The 19210-nt window shown below is 72.8% G+C and carries 17 protein-coding genes and 1 pseudogene; 7 read left to right on the forward strand and 11 right to left on the reverse strand.

Features of this window, described 5'->3' with window-relative positions; translation table 11 throughout:
• Positions 1-42: 42 nt before the first annotated feature.
• The 3 genes from Dvina_RS13595 to Dvina_RS13605 all read right to left on the reverse strand — a co-directional run bounded on the left by Dvina_RS13595 (position 43) and on the right by Dvina_RS13605 (position 2992).
• Positions 43-1791: an ABC transporter substrate-binding protein gene (locus Dvina_RS13595; protein ID WP_223102840.1), complete on the reverse strand. Its 1749-nt coding sequence runs from the start codon at positions 1789-1791 to the stop codon at positions 43-45.
• A gap of 339 nt (positions 1792-2130) precedes the next feature.
• On the reverse strand, positions 2131-2556 hold the full coding sequence (locus Dvina_RS13600) for an RpiB/LacA/LacB family sugar-phosphate isomerase (protein ID WP_223102841.1): 426 nt from the start codon (positions 2554-2556) through the stop codon (positions 2131-2133).
• A 16-nt stretch (positions 2557-2572) separates the two neighbouring features.
• Positions 2573-2992, reverse strand: a complete 420-nt coding sequence (locus Dvina_RS13605; RefSeq protein ID WP_223102842.1) for an SDR family NAD(P)-dependent oxidoreductase — start codon at positions 2990-2992, stop codon at positions 2573-2575.
• A gap of 82 nt (positions 2993-3074) precedes the next feature.
• Here Dvina_RS13605 and Dvina_RS55930 point away from each other — a divergent pair.
• A pseudogene (locus Dvina_RS55930) lies at positions 3075-3137 on the forward strand (hypothetical protein); the annotation flags it as partial.
• Between the two features lie 348 nt (positions 3138-3485).
• Here the strand turns inward: Dvina_RS55930 and Dvina_RS13610 are convergent.
• Positions 3486-4079 (reverse strand): TetR/AcrR family transcriptional regulator, encoded by a 594-nt coding sequence (locus Dvina_RS13610; RefSeq protein WP_223102843.1) that lies wholly within the window; start codon positions 4077-4079, stop codon positions 3486-3488.
• Positions 4080-4142: 63 nt separating this feature from the next.
• Here Dvina_RS13610 and Dvina_RS13615 point away from each other — a divergent pair, with 63 nt between their 5' ends.
• Positions 4143-5060 (forward strand): radical SAM family protein, encoded by a 918-nt coding sequence (locus Dvina_RS13615; protein ID WP_223102844.1) that lies wholly within the window; start codon positions 4143-4145, stop codon positions 5058-5060.
• An 81-nt stretch (positions 5061-5141) separates the two neighbouring features.
• Here Dvina_RS13615 and Dvina_RS13620 read toward each other — a convergent pair whose 3' ends face one another.
• The 3 genes from Dvina_RS13620 to Dvina_RS13630 all read right to left on the reverse strand — a co-directional run bounded on the left by Dvina_RS13620 (position 5142) and on the right by Dvina_RS13630 (position 9694).
• Positions 5142-6794: a S1C family serine protease gene (locus Dvina_RS13620; protein WP_246656198.1), complete on the reverse strand. Its 1653-nt coding sequence runs from the start codon at positions 6792-6794 to the stop codon at positions 5142-5144.
• A gap of 186 nt (positions 6795-6980) precedes the next feature.
• Entirely contained in the window at positions 6981-8324 is a 1344-nt protein-coding gene (locus Dvina_RS13625; RefSeq protein WP_223102845.1) for a class I SAM-dependent methyltransferase, read from the reverse strand.
• Positions 8321-9694, reverse strand: a complete 1374-nt coding sequence (locus Dvina_RS13630) for an FAD-binding oxidoreductase (protein ID WP_246656199.1) — start codon at positions 9692-9694, stop codon at positions 8321-8323. Before Dvina_RS13630 ends, Dvina_RS13625 begins: the two co-directional genes overlap by 4 nt.
• 178 nt (positions 9695-9872) lie before the next feature.
• Between Dvina_RS13630 and Dvina_RS13635 the strand changes: the two genes are divergently transcribed.
• Positions 9873-10244 carry a hypothetical protein gene (locus Dvina_RS13635; RefSeq protein WP_223102847.1) on the forward strand — a complete coding sequence of 124 codons (372 nt, stop codon included), beginning with the start codon at positions 9873-9875 and terminating at the stop codon, positions 10242-10244.
• Here the strand turns inward: Dvina_RS13635 and Dvina_RS13640 are convergent.
• A complete protein-coding gene (locus Dvina_RS13640) occupies positions 10241-11008 on the reverse strand; it encodes an SAM-dependent methyltransferase (RefSeq protein WP_223102848.1) in 768 nt (255 codons plus the stop codon). The two genes, Dvina_RS13635 and Dvina_RS13640, sit on opposite strands and share 4 nt — an antisense overlap.
• Positions 11009-11074: 66 nt before the next feature.
• Here Dvina_RS13640 and Dvina_RS13645 point away from each other — a divergent pair, with 66 nt between their 5' ends.
• The 3 genes from Dvina_RS13645 to Dvina_RS13655 are packed head-to-tail and all read left to right on the forward strand — an operon-like array spanning position 11075 to position 14747.
• Positions 11075-13303, forward strand: coding sequence for a PAS domain S-box protein (locus tag Dvina_RS13645; protein WP_223102849.1), 2229 nt, complete (start codon positions 11075-11077; stop codon positions 13301-13303).
• A gap of 30 nt (positions 13304-13333) precedes the next feature.
• A complete protein-coding gene (locus tag Dvina_RS13650; RefSeq protein WP_223102850.1) occupies positions 13334-14182 on the forward strand; it encodes a class I SAM-dependent methyltransferase in 849 nt (282 codons plus the stop codon).
• Entirely contained in the window at positions 14175-14747 is a 573-nt protein-coding gene (locus tag Dvina_RS13655; RefSeq protein WP_223102851.1) for a TetR/AcrR family transcriptional regulator, read from the forward strand. Before Dvina_RS13650 ends, Dvina_RS13655 begins: the two co-directional genes overlap by 8 nt.
• A gap of 1195 nt (positions 14748-15942) precedes the next feature.
• Here the strand turns inward: Dvina_RS13655 and murQ are convergent.
• Positions 15943-16836 carry an N-acetylmuramic acid 6-phosphate etherase gene (gene murQ, locus Dvina_RS13660; protein ID WP_223102852.1) on the reverse strand — a complete coding sequence of 298 codons (894 nt, stop codon included), beginning with the start codon at positions 16834-16836 and terminating at the stop codon, positions 15943-15945.
• Complete coding sequence (locus Dvina_RS13665) at positions 16833-17708, reverse strand: MurR/RpiR family transcriptional regulator (protein ID WP_223102853.1); 876 nt, start codon at positions 17706-17708, stop codon at positions 16833-16835. The genes murQ and Dvina_RS13665 overlap by 4 nt, the downstream gene beginning before the upstream one ends.
• A gap of 215 nt (positions 17709-17923) precedes the next feature.
• Here Dvina_RS13665 and Dvina_RS13670 point away from each other — a divergent pair, with 215 nt between their 5' ends.
• Positions 17924-18688: a methyltransferase domain-containing protein gene (locus Dvina_RS13670; RefSeq protein WP_223102854.1), complete on the forward strand. Its 765-nt coding sequence runs from the start codon at positions 17924-17926 to the stop codon at positions 18686-18688.
• A 31-nt stretch (positions 18689-18719) separates the two neighbouring features.
• Here the strand turns inward: Dvina_RS13670 and Dvina_RS13675 are convergent, their stop codons facing one another.
• Entirely contained in the window at positions 18720-19205 is a 486-nt protein-coding gene (locus Dvina_RS13675) for a MarR family winged helix-turn-helix transcriptional regulator (protein ID WP_223102855.1), read from the reverse strand.
• Positions 19206-19210 lie beyond the last annotated feature (5 nt).

Below are 19210 nucleotides of genomic sequence, written 5' to 3' on the forward strand. Positions count from 1 at the left end.
CCGGGAAGTCCCTCGTCAACCCGGAGGCCGTTCAGGCAGCGGTCAGCTCGTGACCCCCAGGCTGCCGAAGTCCACCTGACCGTAGTACTGGTTGATGTAGACGTTCGTCAGCCGCGGGTTGCGGTAGTTCAGTGCCTTGTCGTAGGTGAACGGCATGTATGCCGCCGACTCCGACACCTTGGCGTTGATCTGCTTCCAGATGCCGGCGTTCTTCTGCGGGTCGGGCTCGGCCGTGGCCTGGTCGATGAGCGCGTCGATCGCCGGGTCCTGCAGCTCCGAGTAGTTGTTGTTGCCCGAGTCGTAGATCAGCCGGCTGTCGACGAGGACCTGCAGGAAGCCGGCCGGCGTCGGGTAGTCCGCGCCCCAGCCCGCCATCATCAGGCCGTACCCCTTGCTGTGCACGTTGCCTGGCGAGCCGATGATCGAGCGGAAGTACAGCGCCGCGTCCTGCGGGTCGAGCCGGGCGTTGATGCCCACCGCGGCCATCGACTGCTGCACCGCCTCCGCCGTCTTGAGCTCCTTGCCGGTGTTGCGGGTCGCGAGGACGGTGTCGAACCCGTTGGGCTTGCCGCAGGCGGCGAGCTCTTCCTTGGCCTTGTCGATCTGCGGCTTGCCGGACTTGGTGTTGAACACGTCGTCGGCGTCGTCGTGCCCGGCGATCGTCGGTGGCAGCATGTTCGTCGCGATGTCACCGCCGGCCTCGACGCCGCCGCGGGCCGTCTGCATCGCGGTCTTGTCCAGCGCATACTGCACGGCCTTGCGGCAGTGGATGTTGTCGAACGGCGGCACCTTGGTGCTGATCGCCACGTAGCGGATGAAGCCGGTGACCGGGGAGTCGGCGTACTTCTTCGTCTCCGGGTTCAGCAGGATCTTCGGCTGCGTGCCCGGCTGCACACCGGTCTGGGCGATGTCGAGGTCGACCTCGTTGGCCAGGAGCTGGTTGTCGATCTCCTCGACGGCGGTGCCGTAGACGACCTCGACACGGTCCGGCAGCGCCTTGCGCACCGGGTCGGTCTTCGGGTCCCACTGGTCGTTGCGGACCAGGCTCAGCTTCTTGCCCTCATCGTAGGACTCGAACTTGTACGGGCCACTGGAGACCGGGTGCTGCGCGTAGCGGCTGCCGGTGTCCTTGGCCTTCGGCAGCGGGGCCGACACCGGCATCTGCAGCATGTACAGGAAGTCGGCGAACGGCTTGGCCAGCGTGAACACGATCGTGGAGTCGTCGGGTGTCTGCACCGAGCGCAGGCCCATCTTGTCCGGGTCGGTGTCCTTGTACACGCCCGGGTACTTCTGGCCCTGGTCCAGCAGGTCCACCAGGTATGACGGCCCGGCCGTGATGACCTCGCGGGCGAAGATGCGCTCGATGCCGTACTTGACGTCCTTCGAGGTGATCGGCGTGCCGTCCTCGAACTTCACGCCCGGCTTCAGTTTGAATGTGTACGTCTTCCCGCCGTCGGTGGGCGTGGGGACCTCGGTCGCGAGGTCCGGCACCAGCTTGAGCCCGTCGGCGCCCGGCTTGGTGTCGTTGGCCAGCAGCGTGCGCACGTAGAAGCTCTTCATGAGGTTCCACTCGCTCGCGTAGTACGCGATCTGCGGGTCCAGCGAGTCCGGGTCGTCGTGGATCGTGAGCTTCAGTGTGCCGCCCGGCTTGTCCGACGGGTTCACCACACCGGTGACCGCCGCGTTGTAGCCGGCCGTGCCTTTTGGACCTTTGTCCTTACTGCTATTGTCGCTGCTGGCGCCGCCTCCGCAGGCGGACAGCGCGAGCGCCGCGGTGACTGCACCAGCCATCACCGCACGTCGTTGCATATTCACGTCATGGGCCTTTCCGGGTGCCGCGGTTGTGGTGCCGCGGATCGGGGTCTCCGCACGCGGGCAGCGCACATCACCCGGCCACAGTCTCGTTGTTCACTGTGGACTGTCCACAGTGAACAGGGTGCGGGCATGCTCCGCACCCGGCGAGAGTGGTCGGCTGTCTGCGTCACTACGTCGCGCGGACGGCGATGTGCGTCGCCGTTCTCTGTGCAATGACCCCGGGCTCGGGCACCCGGTTGCGTCACGAACTCCGTTGCCACATAACGGATTGATTACCGCGTGTTCAGCCCACGTCACGCGATTCGGTTGCGTACTTTATCGATTTGTGTCCAAGCGTTTGAGGCGGGCGATGTTCTCCGCCTCGTCGGGGTCGGCTGCGGGCGTCTCCAGGAACGCCCGCAGCACCTCCACCGCCACGTCCGGCGCCAGCCGCTTGAGGCTCATCGCCAGCACGTTGGCGTCGTTCCACAGCCGCGCCCCGCGCGCCACCCACGGGTCCCACGCGACAGCCGCCAGGGCCCCCGGCACCTTGTTGGCCGCGATCGCGGTCCCGGTGCCGGTCCAGCACATCACCACCCCGAGCTCGGCCCGCCCCTCGGCCACCGCCCGCCCGACGCCCGCCCCGAGGTCCGGCCACGGCAGCGCGTCCACGCGCACGACCTCGTGCCCGGCCGCGGCGAGGTGCGCGAGCACGGCGTCGGTGGTGGCGTTGCTGTCATCGGCGGCAAAGGCGATTCGCACACCCTCATTGTCCCCCTCACCCGTGGTCGGCCGAGCGGGCCAGCACCTCCGCGGATCGGATGTCGGCCAGGTTCTCCAGCGCCCCGGTCACGGCCGTGAACGCGGCGCCGCCCAGCACCAGCCGCCGCGGCGGCTCCGGCAGCTCCATGGCCGCGAGCACCGCCCGCACCCCGCGGGCCGGATCGCCGCGCTGCCGGCCGTTCTGGGCCACCATCGCGTCGCGCACCCGCTCGATCATCGGGCGGTACGGCCCGTCTTCCACGGGCTCCGCGGCGAACCCGGCGTGGGCGCGGGTCCGGAACGCGCCCGGCTCGACCGTCAGCACCCGGACGCCGAACGGCTCGACCTCGGCCCGCAGCGCCTCCGTGAGCCCCTCGACGGCGTGCTTGGCCGCGGGCCGTGAGCACCACCCGGTCCCCGCGCTCGAGCGCCGCATCGGCGAACGCCGCCCCGAACCCTCCCGGCGAGCCGCCGGTGATGAACCAGCTGCGGCTCACGGCGCGATCATCAGCCGCGCGATGAGGCCGTCGCGCAGCTACCGGTACTACACCGCGGCCCAGATCCCGCCGGCGCAGGTCATCCACCAGCTGCGGCAGCTCGGCGTGCCGCTCGCGGAGGTGCGGGCGATCCTGGCCACCGGGGACCTCGACCGGCGGGCCGGGCTCGTCGCCGGGCACGTACGGCGGCTCGAGGGGAAGGGTGCGGTGACCGTCTACCGGCCGGTGCGGGCGCCGCGGCCCGGCGGGCGGGTGGAGGTGCTGGAGCTGCCGGCCGCCGACCTGGCCGTGACCTACGGGCGGCTCGGCGCGTGGGTGGTGCAGCACGCCCTCGCTGTCGACGGGCCGGTGCACGAGGTGTACCTGCGGGCCCGCGCGACACCGAGGAGCCGGGGCAGTGGCGGACCGAGATCGGGTGGCCCGTCTTCCGGGTCAGCTGAGGGCGCGCGACGCCCCGGTGTAGGCGCGCTTCGCGGTGTCGCGGACTTCGGCGAGTACCACAGCGATGGTTTGGCGTTGTTGGATCTCCCGGCGGATCTGGGCGTGCAGTGCGCGGTCGATGCCCGAGAGGATCGCGGCGGCCCAGCGGGCGTCCGGTTCGGGGCGGCCGGACTCGATGAGGGCGGTGGCGACGGCCTCCTCGGCGGCCTCGCCCAGCAGCCGGAGCCGGGCCTGCAGGGCGGGGCTGTCGTCGACGACCTTCCAAAAGCGCGGCGAGTCCGGGTGCAGGCCAAGCGTCGGCTCACCGCGGTCGAGCTCGTCGAGGAACAGCGCCAGGGCGGCCTGGGCGGGGTCGGGGGCGCCGCGGACCGCGTCGGCGAGGCGGGCGATGACCTCGTCCTGGCGGTCGAAGAAGAGGTCCTCCTTCGTCGCGAAGTAGTTGAAGACCGTGTTCACCGACACCCGGGCCGCCTCGCCGACCTCGGCCACCGTCACCCGGTCGAAGCCGCGGTCCATGAACAGGGCCGTCGCCGCGTGCGCGATCGCCGTGCGGGTCGCCGCCTTCTTCTCCGCCCTCAGCGCCATGCCCAAATCTTAGCGTGAAACCAAATTTGGTGTGACACCAAAAATTGGGCTACGGTGCGAGGCATGACGATGACTTTCGGCATCTACGCGGGCGGGCTCGGCGCCGACCCCGAGGGCAACGCCATCCCGGGGCCGCCCGAGGACCCGGAGCGGACCGCCGAGCTGCTCGACGAGCTCGGAGTGCAGCTCGTGCGCGGGTACGTGCTCTACAGCGACGCCGAGGGCGCGCACATCGAGGCGCCGCCCGCGCCGTGGCGCCACGCGGTCGACGGGCGCCGGCTGGACCTGGTCGTGTGCTTCCACGAGCCCGGCGACGACCTGCGCGGCTGGTGCGAGTTCCTGCGCACGATGCTGCGCACCCACGGCGACCGGCTGGCCACGCTCCAGGTCGCCGAGGAGGCCAACCACGACGGGCCGGGCGGCGACGCGGGCTACCCGGCGGTGCGCCGCGCGATCGTCGAGGGTGTGCTCGCGGCCCGGGCCGAGGCCGACCGGCTCGGCATCGACGTCGGGATCGGCTGCAACTCGACCCCGATCTTCGACCCGGAGCAGGAGTTCTGGGCGTCGCTCAAGGAGATCGGGCCGGTCATCGACTACGCGGGCCTGGACTTCTTCCCCGACGTGTTCCGGCCGCTCACCGACGTCCGCGGCGCTGTCGAGACCGTGCTGCGGGGGTTTCGGGAGCAGAGCCTGGCCGCGGCCGGGGTGCCCGCGACGACCCCGCTGCGGATCACGGAGAACGGCTGGGGCACCGGGCCCGGGCGGACCTACGCGCGGCAGGCGGAGGTCGTCGAGGAGGTCGTGCGCACGGTCGCCGGGCAGGCGGCGGCGCTGAACATCACGGCGTACGAGCACTTCGCGCTGCGTGACGCCGACAGCACCAGCCCGCGGCCGATGTCGCAGTTCGGCCTGGTCACGTCGGACTACGTGCGCAAGCCGGCGTTCGACACGTACCGGCGGCTGATCAGCGAACTGTCGTGAGACGACGCAGCGGCCCGCGTTGTGGCGAACGCAGGCCGCTGCTGCGAAAGGGAGTTGCTGGTCTGGAGATTAGGCCATCGCCTACGGCGCCTCGCCGAGGGTGACCGTCACGGTCTGGTCGCTGCCGTTGCGGTTCACGGTGACCTGGACCTGGTCGCCGGCCTTGCCCGCCTGGACGGCGTTGATGAGGGCCGTCGCGTCGCCGACCGTGGCCGAGCCGAACTTGGTCACCAGGTCGCCGGTCTTCAGCCCCGCCTTGTCGGCCGGGCCGCCCGCGACCACGCCGCCGATCAGGGCGCCGTTGGTGCCGTCGGTGAGCTGCACACCGAGGTACGGGTGGCTGACCTTCCCGCCCTTGGCGAGTTGGTCGGCGCCGGCCCGGGCCCGGTTCGCCGAGATCGCGAAGCCGACGCCGATGTTGCCGCTGTTCTCGCCGGCGGTGGCGATCGCCGTGTTGATCCCGACGACCTCGCCCCGCAGGTTCACCAGCGCGCCGCCGGAGTTGCCGGGGTTGATGGCCGCGTCGGTCTGGATGGCGTCGGCGATCGACTTGCCGCCCTGCTCGCCCTCGATCGTGCGGTGCAGCGCGCTGACGATGCCGGCCGTGACCGACCCCTGGAGGCCGAGCGGGCTGCCGACGGCCAGGACGGTGTCGCCGACCCGCAGCGCGTCGGAGTCGCCGAACTTGGCCGCGGTGAGCCCGGAGACCCCCTGCACCTTGATCACGGCGATGTCCCCGGCGGGGTCGGTCCCGACCACCGTCGCCGGTGCCGTCTTGCCGGTGCTGAACGTGACGGTGAGCTGCCGGGCCCCGGCGACCACGTGGTTGTTGGTGATGATCTGGCCGTCGGCGGTCATGATGACGCCGGAGCCCTCGGCCTCGCCGGTGCTGATGTCCACGACGCTCGGCAGCACCGCCTCGGCGACCCCGCCGACCGAGTCGCGGTTGAGGTTCGGGGCCGGGTTCTGCGTCACCACGTTCGGCGCGGGCGCGGCCTTGTCATCGGCGAGCGAGTTGGCGACGAGGCCCCCGCCGAACGCCGACACCAGGGCGAGGACGATCGCCCCGACGGCGATGAGCGGGACGTGGCTGCCGCGCTGAGGTGCGGGCTGCCCGTGGTAGCCGGGAGCGCCCGGCGGCGGCCCGAACGGCGGCCCGACCTGGGGGAAGGCGCCCGTGTTCGCGCCGTAGGCACCCCCGGTCGAGATGGGCGTGGTGGCGAAGTTGGCGGTGCTGCCGGAGACGGGCTGGTTCGGGGCGTGCCCGTGGTAGCCGTTGACGGACCCGGGCCGGCTCCAGGGCGACCCCGGGGCGCCCGGCTGCGGCTGCGTGACTGCCCCGGGGTACTGCCCCGGGATCGCGCCCGGCTGCGGCACGGTGGCGCCGGTGGGGTACTGCCCGGCCATTCCGGCGGGCGGCTGCCCCGCGGCCCCGGCGGGGTGCGCGAAGGTGGGCGGCTGCGGCGGCGCCACGGCCGGCGGCACCGAGGCGGGCGGGGCCGAGGCCGGGTAGGACGACGACGGCGGCGCCGAGGCCGGGTAGGACTGGGCCGGCGGAGCCGACGCCGGGTACGACGAAGCGGGCGGCGCCGAGGCCGGGAAGGCCGGCGCGGACGACGGCGGCGGCCAGGACCCGTGCGGCGGCGGCGCGGCGGCAGACTCCTCGGGCTGCGAAGCGGAGCGGGGCGTGTCGCCGTGCTCCGAAGTGCTCCACTGGCGGTCCTGGTCACTCATGATGTCCAGATTGCACCGCGCGCCTGCCACGAAACTGGATTCTCCCTGGGAGAAAGCCGAGAGCCACAGACCGGTCGGACGCCGTGACATGGCGAAAAATAGTGATACGTCCGGAAAATAGCGATTCACGCCGCGTGTGGCAGGGGGCGGCCGCCGAACAGCGGCCGCCCCCTGGAGACGGGAGGGCTATGCGGTCCAGTCGGGCCGCAGCGGGTACGACGAGACGCCGTCCTTCGTGGTCTTCGTGGCCAGGATCTGGTGCAGCTGGATCTCGTTGCGCTCGAACGCGAGCCGGGAGCCGGCCATGTACAGGCCCCAGACGCGCGCGGTGCCCAGGCCGACCTCGGCCACGCAGTCGTCCCAGTTCTCGACCAGGTTGCGGTTCCAGCCGGTCAGGGTCAGCGCGTAGTGCAGACGCAGGTTCTCCTCGTGCTGCACCTCCAGGGCCGCGTCGTGGGCCTCGGTGACCAGGCGGCCCGGGGCGGCCAGCTCGCCGTCCGGGAAGACATAGCGGTCGATGAAGGCGTCCGGCTTGCGGGAGGTGCGGCTGTGCGCGCGGGTGATGCAGTGGTTGAGCAGGCGGCCGCCGTACTTCAGGCGGTCGCGCAGCGCACGGAAGTACTGCGGGTAGTTGCGCAGGCCGATGTGCTCGGTCAGGCCGATGGAGCTCACCGCGTCGAAGTGCTCCAGCGGCGCGTCGCGGTAGTCGAGGTAGCGGACCTCGGCCAGGTGGGAGAGGCCCTCGCGCTCGATCGCGGCCTGCGCCCACAGCGCCTGCTGCTTGGACAGCGTGACGCCCAGGGCGCGCACGCCGTATTCGCGGGCCGCGTGCCGGACCATGCCGCCCCAGCCGCAGCCGACGTCCAGCAGGCGCTGGCCGGGCTTGAGGGCCAGCTTGCCGGCGACGAGGTCGTACTTGTTCGCCTGCGCCTGTTCGAGGGTGTCGGACTCGGAGCGGTAGACGGCGCAGGTGTACGTCATCGACGGGCCGAGGACCATCTCGTAGAAGCGGTTCGAGACGTCGTAGTGGTGGTGGATGGCCTCGGCGTCGCGGCCCTTGGCGTGGCGCAGGCCGAGGCCGGCGAGGGCGCGCTTCCAGCCGGGGGTCGACTCCTGCGGCGGGGGCGGCGGCGGGCGGAGGCGCTCCCAGCCCAGGCCGCGGGCCAGGCGCAGGGCCTCGGCCGGTGCGGGCATGCGCAGGTGCAGGCCGTCGGCGAGGGTGTGCAGCGCGTCGTACGGGTCGCCGGGGTGGACGCCCTGGACCTCGAGGTCGCCGCTGACGTACGCGCGGGCCAGGCCCAGGTCGCCGGGGGCGGTGAGCACATAGGACAGTCCGCGCTCGGTGGCGACGTGCAGGGTGATCGGGGAGTCGGCCGGGCCGATGGAGCTGCCGTCGTAGGCGGTGATGCGCACCTTCGGCTCGTCGGCGGTGACGGCGCGGACGATGTCGGCGACTTTCGGGACGGGGGGCCGGCGGCGCGGGCCGGGGACGGAGCCAGGGGTGTTCGTCGTGCGGTAGGTGCTTGTCATCTGCGCCCCACAACCTTGTCGTAGAGGTCGGTCAGTCGGTGATCGGGGTCGTAGCGGTCCTTGGCGGCGCGGTAGGCGGGGCCGCCGTAGAGCCGGTCGAACGTCTCCCGGTCGTAGTAGGCATCGGAGTAGAGGGATTTGTGACCGCCGAGTTCGAAGACCTTGTCCTCGATGAGCCGGTTGACGTCGCCGTCGCGGCGCCCCGGCTCGATGGGCACGGTGCCCCAGAAACCGACGTTCACGTATTTCTGTCCGGCGTGCATCGGATACAGCGGCCACTCCCGATCCCGCAGTCGCAAAGGACACAGCCACAGCGGCGCCATCGGTACCTCCTGTGCGAACCACTGCAGGAAGTCGCCCGTGCGCTCCAGCGGCAGCTCCACGTCCTGCACCACCCGCTCGCGATCGAGCTCGCCGCGCCACCGGCCGACGCGGGCGGCGACGCCGTAGCGGTTCTCCCAGCGCACGATGCGGTGGTAGACGTCGCTGCGGCGGTACTGCCGGGGCCACAGCCGGCGCACGGCCGGGATCTGCGCCCCGAACGCCGACGAGCACCAGAACCAGTCGGTGTCCCAGCGCCACAGGTAGTCGTAGGCGCGGAGACGGTCGGTGGCCTTGGACCGCAGCGACCGGTAGTAGATGTCCTGGCCGGTGTAGTCGCTGCCCGGCTCGGCGTCGTCGGAGAAGGTGCCGAGCACGAGGTAGGACTCGCCGGGGCGGAACACGACGCCGTCCATGACGTCGACGTGGCGGCCCTCGTGCTCGCCGGTGTCCATCACCGTGCCGACGACCTCGAGCAGATCGTCGATCCGGTCGAAGCGCAGGTTCGTGGTGCGGACCCCGGCCGCGATCGGCATCAGCTCGATGCGCAGGCGCGTGGCGTACCCGAGACTGCCGAGCGAGTTCGGGAAGGCCGCGAAGAGCTGGGCGTGCTCGCCGTCGGGCCGCGCGGTGAGCACCTCGCCGGTGCCGGTCAGGATGTCCAGCTCCAGCACCGACTCGTGCGGCAGGCCGTGGCGGAAGGAGGTCGCCTCGATCCCCAGCCCGGTCACCGCCCCGCCGAGCGTGATCGTGCGCAGCTGCGGGACGACGAGCGGCATGAGCCCGTGCGGCAGCGTCGCGTCGACCAGGTCCTCGTACGTGCACATGCCCTGCACTTCGGCGGTCCGCGCCTGCGGGTCCACCGCGATGACCCCGTTCAGCCCGCTGACGTCGAGCCCGTGGCCGACCTCGGCCCGGGGCCGGAAGAGGTTGGAGGTCTTCTTCGCGAGCCGCACGGTGTCGCCGGGCGGAATCGCGGCGTACGACTGCTGGAGGGTCTGTACGGCCTCGCGGTGTGCCGCCCAGCCGACCGGTTGACTTCGATTCACGCAACCACCTCGCCGTTCGTGCCACATCCCCGTCGGCGCGCGGTTGCCCCTGGTGTGGAGAAAGCGGAGGCGCGCCTCAGCCAAACTTGCACACTCCGCAAGATCAGCCAACGCCTGGTGACTGAACTCACGCTGCCCCGGGTGCACAGGGGTGAATCAGTGGTGCGAGGGTGATTCCATGGATCAGCGGTGCCGCCTCCGGGTGATCGGCGAGAACCTCGACCTGGCCGGGTCGCCCGCGGCGTTACGGGAGCTTGCGGCGGCGTTGCGCAGCGCGGGGCCGGCGGTGGAGGTACCACTGCGGAACGGGGCTTTTGCGCAGGAGCGCGGTGACGGGCCCTTGGTGATCGAGCTGCGGGCGGCCCCGACGCTTGTGGTCCGCGGGGCCGATGCCGCGCTCGACGAGGTGTGGACGGCGATCGAGGCCGTCGCCGCGGCGGTCCCCGAGGACGGCGCGGCCGCACCGCACCGGCACGTCGAGCCGGCCGGCAGCCGGGGCCTGGTCGTCACCCTCGACGCCGACGAACCGCTGGCCGCGCTCGGGCTCTAGACGCGCTCCGCCACGGCGACCAGGAGGGCGAACCCGGCCGAGTCGTCGTCGGCGTCACCGCCGGGCTCCGGGCGCCACAGCGGGCTGCGCACCAGGCCGGGCGCGACCGGTTCCCAGCCCTCGATGAGCCCGGCCAGCTCGGCCTCGTCGCGCGGCACCGTGGACAGGCCGGTGCGGGTGTAGAGGTCGGCCAGCTCCGCGACCGCCCTCGTGGCGTGCGACACCACCAGGATGCTCCCCGGGACCAGGGCGTCGTGATAGGCGCGCAGGGCCTCCCGCAGCTCCGGCGTGTCCGGCACGAAGTGCAGCAGCGCGACGAGCAGCAGGCACACCGGCTCGTCCGGGTCGAGCAGCGCCTTCACCCGCGGGTCGCCCAGGATCTGCGCCGCCTGGAGCAGGTCGGCCTGCACGACGGTGGTCAGCGGATCGCCGTCGAGGATCTGCCGGGCGTGCACCACGGCGGCCGGGTCGATGTCCACGTACACCACCCGCGCCTGCGGGTCGATCGAGCGCGCGATCTCGTGGACGTTGCCCTCCGCCGGAATCCCCGAGCCGATGTCCAGGAACTGGCGGATGCCGCGCCCGGCCGCATGCCGGACGGCGCGGTCCAGGAACGCCCGGTTGGCCCGGGCGATCCGCGAAATGTCCGGGACGAGCGCGAGCGCCCGCTCCGCCATGGCCCGGTCCACGGCGAAGTTGTGGCGCCCACCCAGGTAGCAGTCGTAGATGCGGGCGGCGCTGGGCCGGTTAGGGTCAACGCTCATACGGTAGATGGTTCCGAAATGTCGCATCCTTAAAACGCAAAGTCACGACGGTTCTACTGTGAGTGAGTGCGGTGGACGGTTCGGCTGGCGGAGAGCCTTCTGGAGGTCGCGCCGGACGCGCTCGTCGTCACCGGCCGCGACGGTGTGATCCGACTGGCCAACGCCGCGGCCCGCGACCTGTTCGGGCGGGACGATCTGCTGGGCCGCAGCGTCGACGTGCTGGTGCCGGTCAACGGGCCCTCGATGGTGCCGCGGCTGGCGGCGTACATGGAGGGCGCACACCCGCCGCGCCGCCCGGGGCAGCCGCTGACCATGGCGCGCGGCACCGGCGCGCAGTTCCTGGCCGACATCGCGCTGTCAGTGGTTGACGCCGACGACGAGCGGCTGCTCGTCGCGACCATCCGCGACACCGGGGCCGAAGGCTTCGATCCGGCGCAGTCGCTGCTCGCCTCCATCGTGCAGTCCTCGCACGACGCGATCGTCACCACCGACCTCGACGGGCTGGTGCTGTCGTGGAATCCGGGGGCGGAGCGTCTGTACGGGTACGCCGCCGGGGAGATGGTCGGGCGGCCCAAGGACCTGATCATCCCGGTGGACCGGCGGCCGGACGAGGCCGAGATCCGGGCGATCGTCGGCGCGGGCGGGCGGGTCGACCGTCACCGCACGACGCGGCTGCGCCGGGACGGCACCGAGCTCGCCGTGTCGATGCTCGTCTCGCCGCTCATCGGCCCCGACGGGCGCACGGTCGGCGTCACCACGATCACCCGCGACATGAGCGAGCGGGAGCGGGCCGAGGCGCGGATGCAGGTGGTGCTCGACGCCGCCCCCGACCCGCTGCTCGGCGTCGGCGAGGACGACCGGATCGTGCTGGCGAACGCCTCGGCCGAGCGGCTGTTCGGCTTCCCGCGGTCCGACCTGACCGGGATGCCGGTGCGGCGGCTGCTGCCCGGCGGCGTCCGCACGGAGGCCGGCCCGTCCGCGGGTGCCCGCCGCCGCGACGGCTCCGAGCTGCCGGTCGAGATCACGCTGAACACGCTCACGGGCGAGGACGGCCTCATCACCCTCGTCGGCGTGCGGGACATGAGCGAGCGGCTGGCCGCGCTGGCCGAGCAGGAGCGGCTGCGGGCCGAGGCCGAGCGGCAGAAGAACGAGGTGCGCCAGCAGCGCACCCAGCGCCTGGAGAGCCTCGGCCAGCTCGCCGGCGGCATCGCGCACGACTTCAACAACCTGCTCGCGGTCATCCTCAACTACGCCGAGTTCATCGTGGAGGACGGGGCCGACACCCCGTTCGCGCTCGACGCCGAGCAGATCCTGCGGGCCGGGCGCCGCGGCAGCGAGCTGACCCACCAGCTGCTCGCGTTCGCCCGGCGGGAGGTGGTGCGGCCCAAGCCCCTCGACGTGAACCGGGTCATCGGCGAGGTCCAGCAGATGCTGACCCGCTCCATCGGCGAGCACATCACGCTCGGCACCGCCCTGGTCGACGGGCTCCCGGCGGTCGTCGCCGACCCCGGCCAGCTGGAGCAGGTGCTCGTGAACCTCGCGGTGAACGCCCGCGACGCGATGCCCGCCGGCGGACACCTGACCATCGACACCGGGCTCGTACACGTCGACGAGGGGCATCCGGCGGTCCGGGAGGGGCTGCACCCGGGCGGGTACGTGCGGATCCGGGTCTCCGACACCGGCACCGGCATGCCGCGCGAGGTCATCGAGCAGGCGTTCGAGCCGTTCTTCACGACCAAGCCCAGCGGCGAGGGCACCGGACTCGGCCTGGCCACCGTCTACGGCATCGTGGTCCAGGCCGGCGGTACCGTGCAGATCTACTCCGAGCCCGGGGTCGGGACCACGATCTCGATCCTGCTGCCCGGCAGCGACGCCGAGCTCGTGACCGACGACGCCGGCCGTGCGGTCCGCCCGCCCGGCCGGGGCCAGACGGTCCTGGTCGCCGAGGACGAGCCCGCGCTGCGCGAGGTGACCACCCGGATCCTGCGCCGGGGCGGCTACGCGGTGCTGTCGGCCGCGGACGGCGTGGCCGCGCTGCAGCTGGCCTCTGAGCACGGCGGCCCCATCGACCTGCTGCTCACCGACGTGGTCATGCCGGGGATGCTCGGGCGGGTCCTGGCCGAGCGGGTGCTGCACCTGCGGCCGTCGACCCGGGTGCTGTTCATGTCCGGCTACGCCCAACCCGTCCTTACCAGCAACGGCATCCTCGACCCCGGCGTCCACCTGCTGGAGAAGCCCTTCACCGGCGCCGACCTCCTGAACGCGGTCGCGGACCAGCTGACGGCGGCCTTGTAAAAATGGATGTTCATTCATTATTCTTCGGGTATGCGAGGTAGTAGCCGCTCCGCGGAGCACGTGGCGCTCTTCCGCGCCCTCGAGCACAGTCGCCGGCACGACCGGCTGTTCGCCGACGGGCTGGCGACACGGATGCTGCCGCCGGGGTACCGGGCCGTGGTCGCCGCGTCGCGCGTGCCCGCCGTGCACCGGTGGATCGTCAGGTACATCGACACGCACTACGCCGGCGGCCCGCGCGCCTCGGCGGTCGTGCGCACCCGCCTGATCGACGACCGCGTCGAGGCCGCCCTCGCCGCCGGGGCGACGCAGCTGGTCCTGCTGGGCGCCGGCTTCGACAACCGCGCCCACCGCATCGCCGCGCCCGTCGCGTTCGAGGTCGACCACCCGGCGACCCAGGCCACCAAGCGCCGCCGGGCGCCTGCGGGCGGCGTGCGGTTCGTCCCGGTCGACCTCGCGGTGGACGCGCTGGCCCCCGCACTGCAAGCCGCCGGCTTCGACGCCGCCGCGCCGGCCGTTGTCGTCTGGGAGGGCGTGACGAACTACCTCACGGCGGAGGCCGTCGACACCACGCTGCGCGCCCTGGCCGGCCTGCTGGCGCCCGGGAGCACGCTCATCTTCACGTATGTGGACCGGGCCGCGCTCGACGGCACCGGCGCGTTCGACGGTGTGGCCGAGTGGCACGCCGCGGTGCAACGCGGTGGCGAGCCGTGGACGTTCGGCTTCAAACCGGCACAGCTTCGGGGGTACCTGTCCGAGCGCGGCCTGCACCTGACGGAAGATCTGTCCACAAGGGACGCGGCCGCCGTCTACCTCCGGCCGCTGGGCCGCACCGACGAGCCGACGGCGGAGTTCTACCGGATCGCGGTCGCCGATGCCTAAAGTGGACGACGCCCACTTCGCCGCCCGCCGCCGCCAGATCCTCGACGCGGCCGCGGCCTGCTTCGCCCGCGAGGGCTTCCATCGCACGACGATGCAGGACATCGTGCGCGAGTCGAAGATCAGTGCCGGACTGATCTACCGGTACTTCACCGGCAAGGACGACATGATAGCCGCCATCGCCGCCGAGTGGCACGAGCGGCGCACCGCGATGCTCGGCGACGATCCGGCCGCGGGATACCTCGACGTCCTGCGCCGCGTCGGCGACCCCGCGACCCGCGCGGAGCTGCAGCTGGCGGTGCAGGTCTGGGCCGAGTCGGTCCGCAGCCCGGCGGTGCGCGCGATGTCCAGGGCCAACGTGGACCGCCCCGTCGCCGCGGTGGCCCCGCTACTGGCCGGAGCGTCCGCGGACCCGGCGTCCCTCGCCCGCGTCTTCATCGCCATCTACCAGGGCCTGGTCCTGCAGACCCTCTGGGACGACGACCTCGACCACGCCGCCTTCGTCCGTGCGGTGGCGACGCTGCTGCCTGATCCGGCCGAGCCAGGGCCCGGCGCCGACCAGGAGTAGCAGGATCGTCAGCGGCAGCCGCCACAGCGCACCGATGCCGCCGCCGGGCTGCTCCGGCCCGGCCTCGGCGGTGTGCGCCCAGACGAGGAACGCATCGCCGATGGGCAGCAGCCCGAGCGCGTACCGCTTGGTGGTGAGCGTGTTCATCGGCACGCCGGCGAACTCCCCGTAGCGCTCCATGGCATCGGCGAGGCCGAGGTCCCCGTTCACCCGGGCCGCCCCGACGGCGACGACCGTCGCGGAGAGCGACACGCCGAGCGGCAACGGCCCGCTGTCGACGTCCGCCGCCCCGTCGGTCCCCTTCGGGTACTCCCGCACCGCCGGCCCGAGCCCGAGCGGCCGCACGACGAACCGAGCCCGGAAGGTGCGGTACTGCTCCCGCGCGAAGTCGTTGTCGACGCTCGGCAGGAAGCGCAGGATGACACTCTGCGAGCTGCCGCGGGCCCCCTGCAGCGCATCGCCGGTGACTGGGTCGACGACGTGCGGCAGCAGCCCGGTCGCGGGGTCGAGCCGCTCCCGCGCCCGCCCGACCCACCGCCGGACGGTAGCGCCGAACGTCTCGCCGGCGAGCTCGTCGTGCAGCCGCAGCGAGGCGATGGCCACTGTCGAGTCGACGGGCCACGCCTGCCCCGGATAGGCCGGCAGGAACGGCGTCGGGGACGCGTCGAAGGCGGCCGCGATGGCCCGGGACTCGTCGTCGAAGCGCCGCAGCTCGCCGGCGTCGCGCTCCCGGCTCAGGATCCGGCCCCGCAGCCAGTTGGTCCACCCGGCGTAGAAGACCCCGTACCGCGGCGCGAGCCCTTCGGCGAACGGCGCCCTCCCCTCGGCACCGTCGAGTTTGGACAGTGCCCACCGCGCATCCGCGAGGTGCCCGGTGTCGGCGCTGGCGAGCCCGTAGAGCACGTGCAGGAAGAAGTACCCTTCGGGAAACAGCCCTTGCGCGTCTTCGCCCGCACCGTGCTCGAGGCGCTCCCGCAGGAAGGCCAGCTGCCGATCGTTGCCCTCGACCGGCGCGTAGAGGCGCACTACCCCGCTGAGGGCGCACCCGGCCAGCAGCCCGGCGAGCACCAGCCGCAGGATCCGCCCCATGCGCGCGACGGTAGCGCACGGGACCAACCCCCGGCCCGGTACCGGCCCGGACGGCCGCCCGTACGCGGCGGTGGGAGGCTGCGCGGGCCCGCCGGTGCCGCTGCGGCTACGCGTCGCGGAGTGCGGTCAGCGCGGCGTGGACGATGCCGGAGGTGCGGGCCAGGGCCCGGCGGGCGGCCGCGGGGGACGCCTGCGCGAGCAGGGAGACGAGCGCCACCTTCGGCTCGCCGTCCGCGGCGGCCAGGGCGGCGGTGCAGGCCTGCTCGTCCAGGCCCGTCGCCTGGGTGAGCAGGCGGACCTGGCGGGCGCGCAGCTTGGTGTTGCTGGCGACCATGTCGGTCATCAGGTTGGAGTACGTCCGGCCCAGCCGGACCATCACCGCCGTCGACAGGGCGTTGAGTACGAGCTTCTGGGCGGTGCCGGCTTTCATGCGGGTGGAGCCCGTGATCGCCTCCGGGCCGGTGTCGACCGCGATGTGCACGTCGGCCAGGCCGGCCAGCGGGGCGGACGGGTTGGCGGAGATCAGGACCGTGGCGGCGCCGGCGGTGCGGGCGGCCCTGAGGGCGCCGGCCACGTACGGTGTCGTGCCGCTCGCGGAGGCGCCGACCGCGATGTCACCCGGCCGGACGGCGACGGCGGCGGCCGCGCCCAGAGCCTCGTCGTCCTCGGCGCCCTCGGCCGCGGTGAGCAGCGCGGGCGGCCCGCCGGCGATGTGCGCGGCGACCAGGCCGGCGCCGGCGCCGTAGGTCGGCTGGAGCTCGGCGGCGTCGAGGACGGCCAGGCGGCCCGACGTGCCCGCGCCGAAGTAGTGCATCCGGTGGCCCGCGTGCAGCGCCGCGACCGCGAGGTCCACGGCCTCGGCGACCGCGGGGAGTACCGCCAGCACCGCCGGCGCCACCTTGTGGTCCTCGGTGTTGATCAGCCGGAGCACGTCGAGGGTGGGCAGGCGGTCGATCTCGGTCGTGGCCGGGTTGCGGCGCTCGGTGGGGGAGAGGCTCACCCGCGGCCTCGTTCGGCTTTGGTGCGCCGGCCGCGCACCGCCTCGCGGGTCGCCTCCAGGGCCGTGCGGGTCCTGTCGTACGTGCGCTGGGCGACGCCGACGAACACGCAGTCGACCACGGTGAGCTGGGCCAGGCGGCTCGCCATGGCGCCGGAGCGGTACGTGGTCTCGCGGGCCGCCGTCGTCAGCACGAGCGCGGCGGCGCGGGCGATCGGCGACTTCGGGAAGTTGGTCAGGGCGACGGTCGTCGCGCCCCGGCGGCCGGCCTCGGTGAACGCCTCCATGGTGTCCATCGTGGTCCCCGTGTGCGAGATGCCGACCGCCACGTCCCCCGGGCCGAGCAGCGCCGCGCTTGTCAGCGCCACGTGCACGTCCGACCAGGCGTACGCGGTCAGGCCGATGCGGTGCAGCTTCTGCTGGAAGTCCTGGGCCACGAACGCACTCGCGCCGACGCCGTAGATGTCGATGCGGCGGGCCGCGGCGATCGCGGTGACGACCTGCTCCAGCGCGTCGAGGTCCAGCTGGGCGGCGGTGTCCTCGACGGCCCGCGCGTCGGCGTAGGCGATGGTCCTGACCACCTGGGCCAGGTCGTCGGAGCGGCTGATGTCGCTGCCGACCGCCTCGTGGGCCCGGTCGTCCCGGCGGACCCGGCCCGCCTCGGCGGCCAGGCGCAGCCGTAACTCGGGGTAGCCGGAGACGCCGATGGCCCGGCAGAACCGGATGACGGTGGTCTCGGAGGTGGCGGCCCGCTTGGCCAGCTCGGTGATCGTCATCTGCGCCGCGGTGGCCGCCTCGTCCAGGATGATCCGCCCGACCCGCTGCTCGGCCCGTGAGAGCGAGGGCAGCAGACCACGAATCCGCACCACGGTCATGTAAAAAAGTTACCGAAATCGACTCGTATTCGTCAATACTTCACCGGCGGGCCGCGGAGCCGGAGCGGTCGCCTCCGGTGATGGGCGGACACGGTCGGTACCCTAGGACATCGTCGGCGATGGGGGTCCGGGCTGTTCGCGCTTGTCATGCTGATGTCGGATTGACGATCAGATTCCGGGCTGCCGGGACGGGCGCGCCGAGCCAAACTGGCGTGATGGTCACCGATGTCCCGTACTGCGCGCTCGACCAGATAGCGGCGAATCCCGAGGTCCAGCGGGTGCGGGAGGTGGCGTTCGCCGCGCTGCACCTCGAGCCCGGGCAGCGGGTGCTCGACGCGGGGGCCGGGACCGGCGAGGTCGCGCGGCTCCTGTCGACCCGGCTGTCGGGGACGGGCTCCATCGTGGCCGTCGACGCGTCGGCCGATGCCGTCGCGACCGCGCGCGCCCGCGACGAGGGGACCTGCGTGCGGTACACCCAGGGCGATGTCTGTGCTCTCGACTTTCCGGACGGCTGGTTCGACGCCGTCCGGTGCGAGCGGGTGCTGAAGCATCTGGCCGAGCCCGACGCGGCCGTGGCCGAGCTGGCCCGGGTCACGCGGCCGGGCGGGCGGGTCTGTCTCGTCGACACCGACTGGGAGTCGGTGGCCGTGGACGGGCTGCCCCATCCGCTGGTGGCGCGGGTCCGGACCCACCTGCTGGCGACGGTCGTCGGCCAGCACCTCGACATGGGGCGCACACTGCGGCGGCGGCTGCTGCACGCGGGGCTGCGGGACGTGACGGCGGTGCCGGTGGCGCTGTACTTCGCCGACCCGCTCTCGGCCGCCGCGGTGCTGCCGATGGTGAACCCGATGGTGCCCGCCGACGCCGGCCTGATCCCGGCGGATTTGCGCGAGGAGTGGTTCGGGGCGCTGGCCGAGGCGGGGGAGCGCGGCGACTTCCTGGCCACGATCACCATGTGGGTGGCCGCGGCGACGGTGTAGGTGACTGCCGCTGCCGGGCGCGGTGGCCGGCTCAGGGCTCGGCGGCCGCGAGCAGGTCCTTGAGCAGGGCGTTCAGGCGCCGGCGGGCGGCGGGCGGCAGCTGTTCGAGCACGTCGCGCTGGGCGTCCAGGCCGGCGCCGACGGCCGCGTCGACGAGGTGGCGGCCCCGGGCGGTCAGCGTGATGATCAGGCCGCGGCGGTCCTCCGGGTCGGGCGAGCGGGTGACGAGGCCGGAGCGCTCCAGGCGGTCGAGGCGGCCCGTCATGCCCCCGGTGGTCAGCATCAGCGTGGCGCTGAGCTGCTTCGGCGAGAGCTCGAACGGGTCGCCGGCCCGGCGCAGGGTCGCGAGCACGTCGAACTCGCCGCGGTTGAGGCCGAGCTCGCCGTACACCTTCTCCTGGCGATCTCCGAGCACCTTGGCCAGGCGGTAGATCCGGCCGAACACGGCCATCGCCTCGGTCTCCAGCTCCGGCCGCTCGCGCGCCCACTGCTCCACGATCCGGTCGACGTCGTCCATGCGGC

The sequence above is a fragment of the Dactylosporangium vinaceum genome, from assembly GCF_019904175.1.
GTDB classification, from domain to species: domain Bacteria; phylum Actinomycetota; class Actinomycetes; order Mycobacteriales; family Micromonosporaceae; genus Dactylosporangium; species Dactylosporangium vinaceum.

Excerpts from the sequence above, each read along its gene's own strand:
- Dvina_RS13670 (WP_223102854.1), top strand. The coding sequence starts at position 17,924 with ATGGTCACCGATGTCCCGTACTGCGCGCTCGACCAGATAGCGGCGAAT.
- Dvina_RS13595 (WP_223102840.1), bottom strand. The coding sequence starts at position 1,791 with ATGGCTGGTGCAGTCACCGCGGCGCTCGCGCTGTCCGCCTGCGGAGGC.
- Dvina_RS13625 (WP_223102845.1), bottom strand. The coding sequence starts at position 8,324 with ATGACAAGCACCTACCGCACGACGAACACCCCTGGCTCCGTCCCCGGC.
- Dvina_RS13620 (WP_246656198.1), bottom strand. The coding sequence starts at position 6,794 with ATGAGTGACCAGGACCGCCAGTGGAGCACTTCGGAGCACGGCGACACG.
- Dvina_RS13640 (WP_223102848.1), bottom strand. The coding sequence starts at position 11,008 with ATGAGCGTTGACCCTAACCGGCCCAGCGCCGCCCGCATCTACGACTGC.
- Dvina_RS13675 (WP_223102855.1), bottom strand. The coding sequence starts at position 19,205 with ATGGACGACGTCGACCGGATCGTGGAGCAGTGGGCGCGCGAGCGGCCG.
- Dvina_RS13605 (WP_223102842.1), bottom strand. The coding sequence starts at position 2,992 with ATGCGGCGCTCGAGCGCGGGGACCGGGTGGTGCTCACGGCCCGCGGCC.
- Dvina_RS13650 (WP_223102850.1), top strand. The coding sequence starts at position 13,334 with ATGCGAGGTAGTAGCCGCTCCGCGGAGCACGTGGCGCTCTTCCGCGCC.
- Dvina_RS13655 (WP_223102851.1), top strand. The coding sequence starts at position 14,175 with ATGCCTAAAGTGGACGACGCCCACTTCGCCGCCCGCCGCCGCCAGATC.
- Dvina_RS13665 (WP_223102853.1), bottom strand. The coding sequence starts at position 17,708 with ATGACCGTGGTGCGGATTCGTGGTCTGCTGCCCTCGCTCTCACGGGCC.
- Dvina_RS13610 (WP_223102843.1), bottom strand. The coding sequence starts at position 4,079 with ATGGCGCTGAGGGCGGAGAAGAAGGCGGCGACCCGCACGGCGATCGCG.
- Dvina_RS13615 (WP_223102844.1), top strand. The coding sequence starts at position 4,143 with ATGACGATGACTTTCGGCATCTACGCGGGCGGGCTCGGCGCCGACCCC.
- Dvina_RS13635 (WP_223102847.1), top strand. The coding sequence starts at position 9,873 with ATGGATCAGCGGTGCCGCCTCCGGGTGATCGGCGAGAACCTCGACCTG.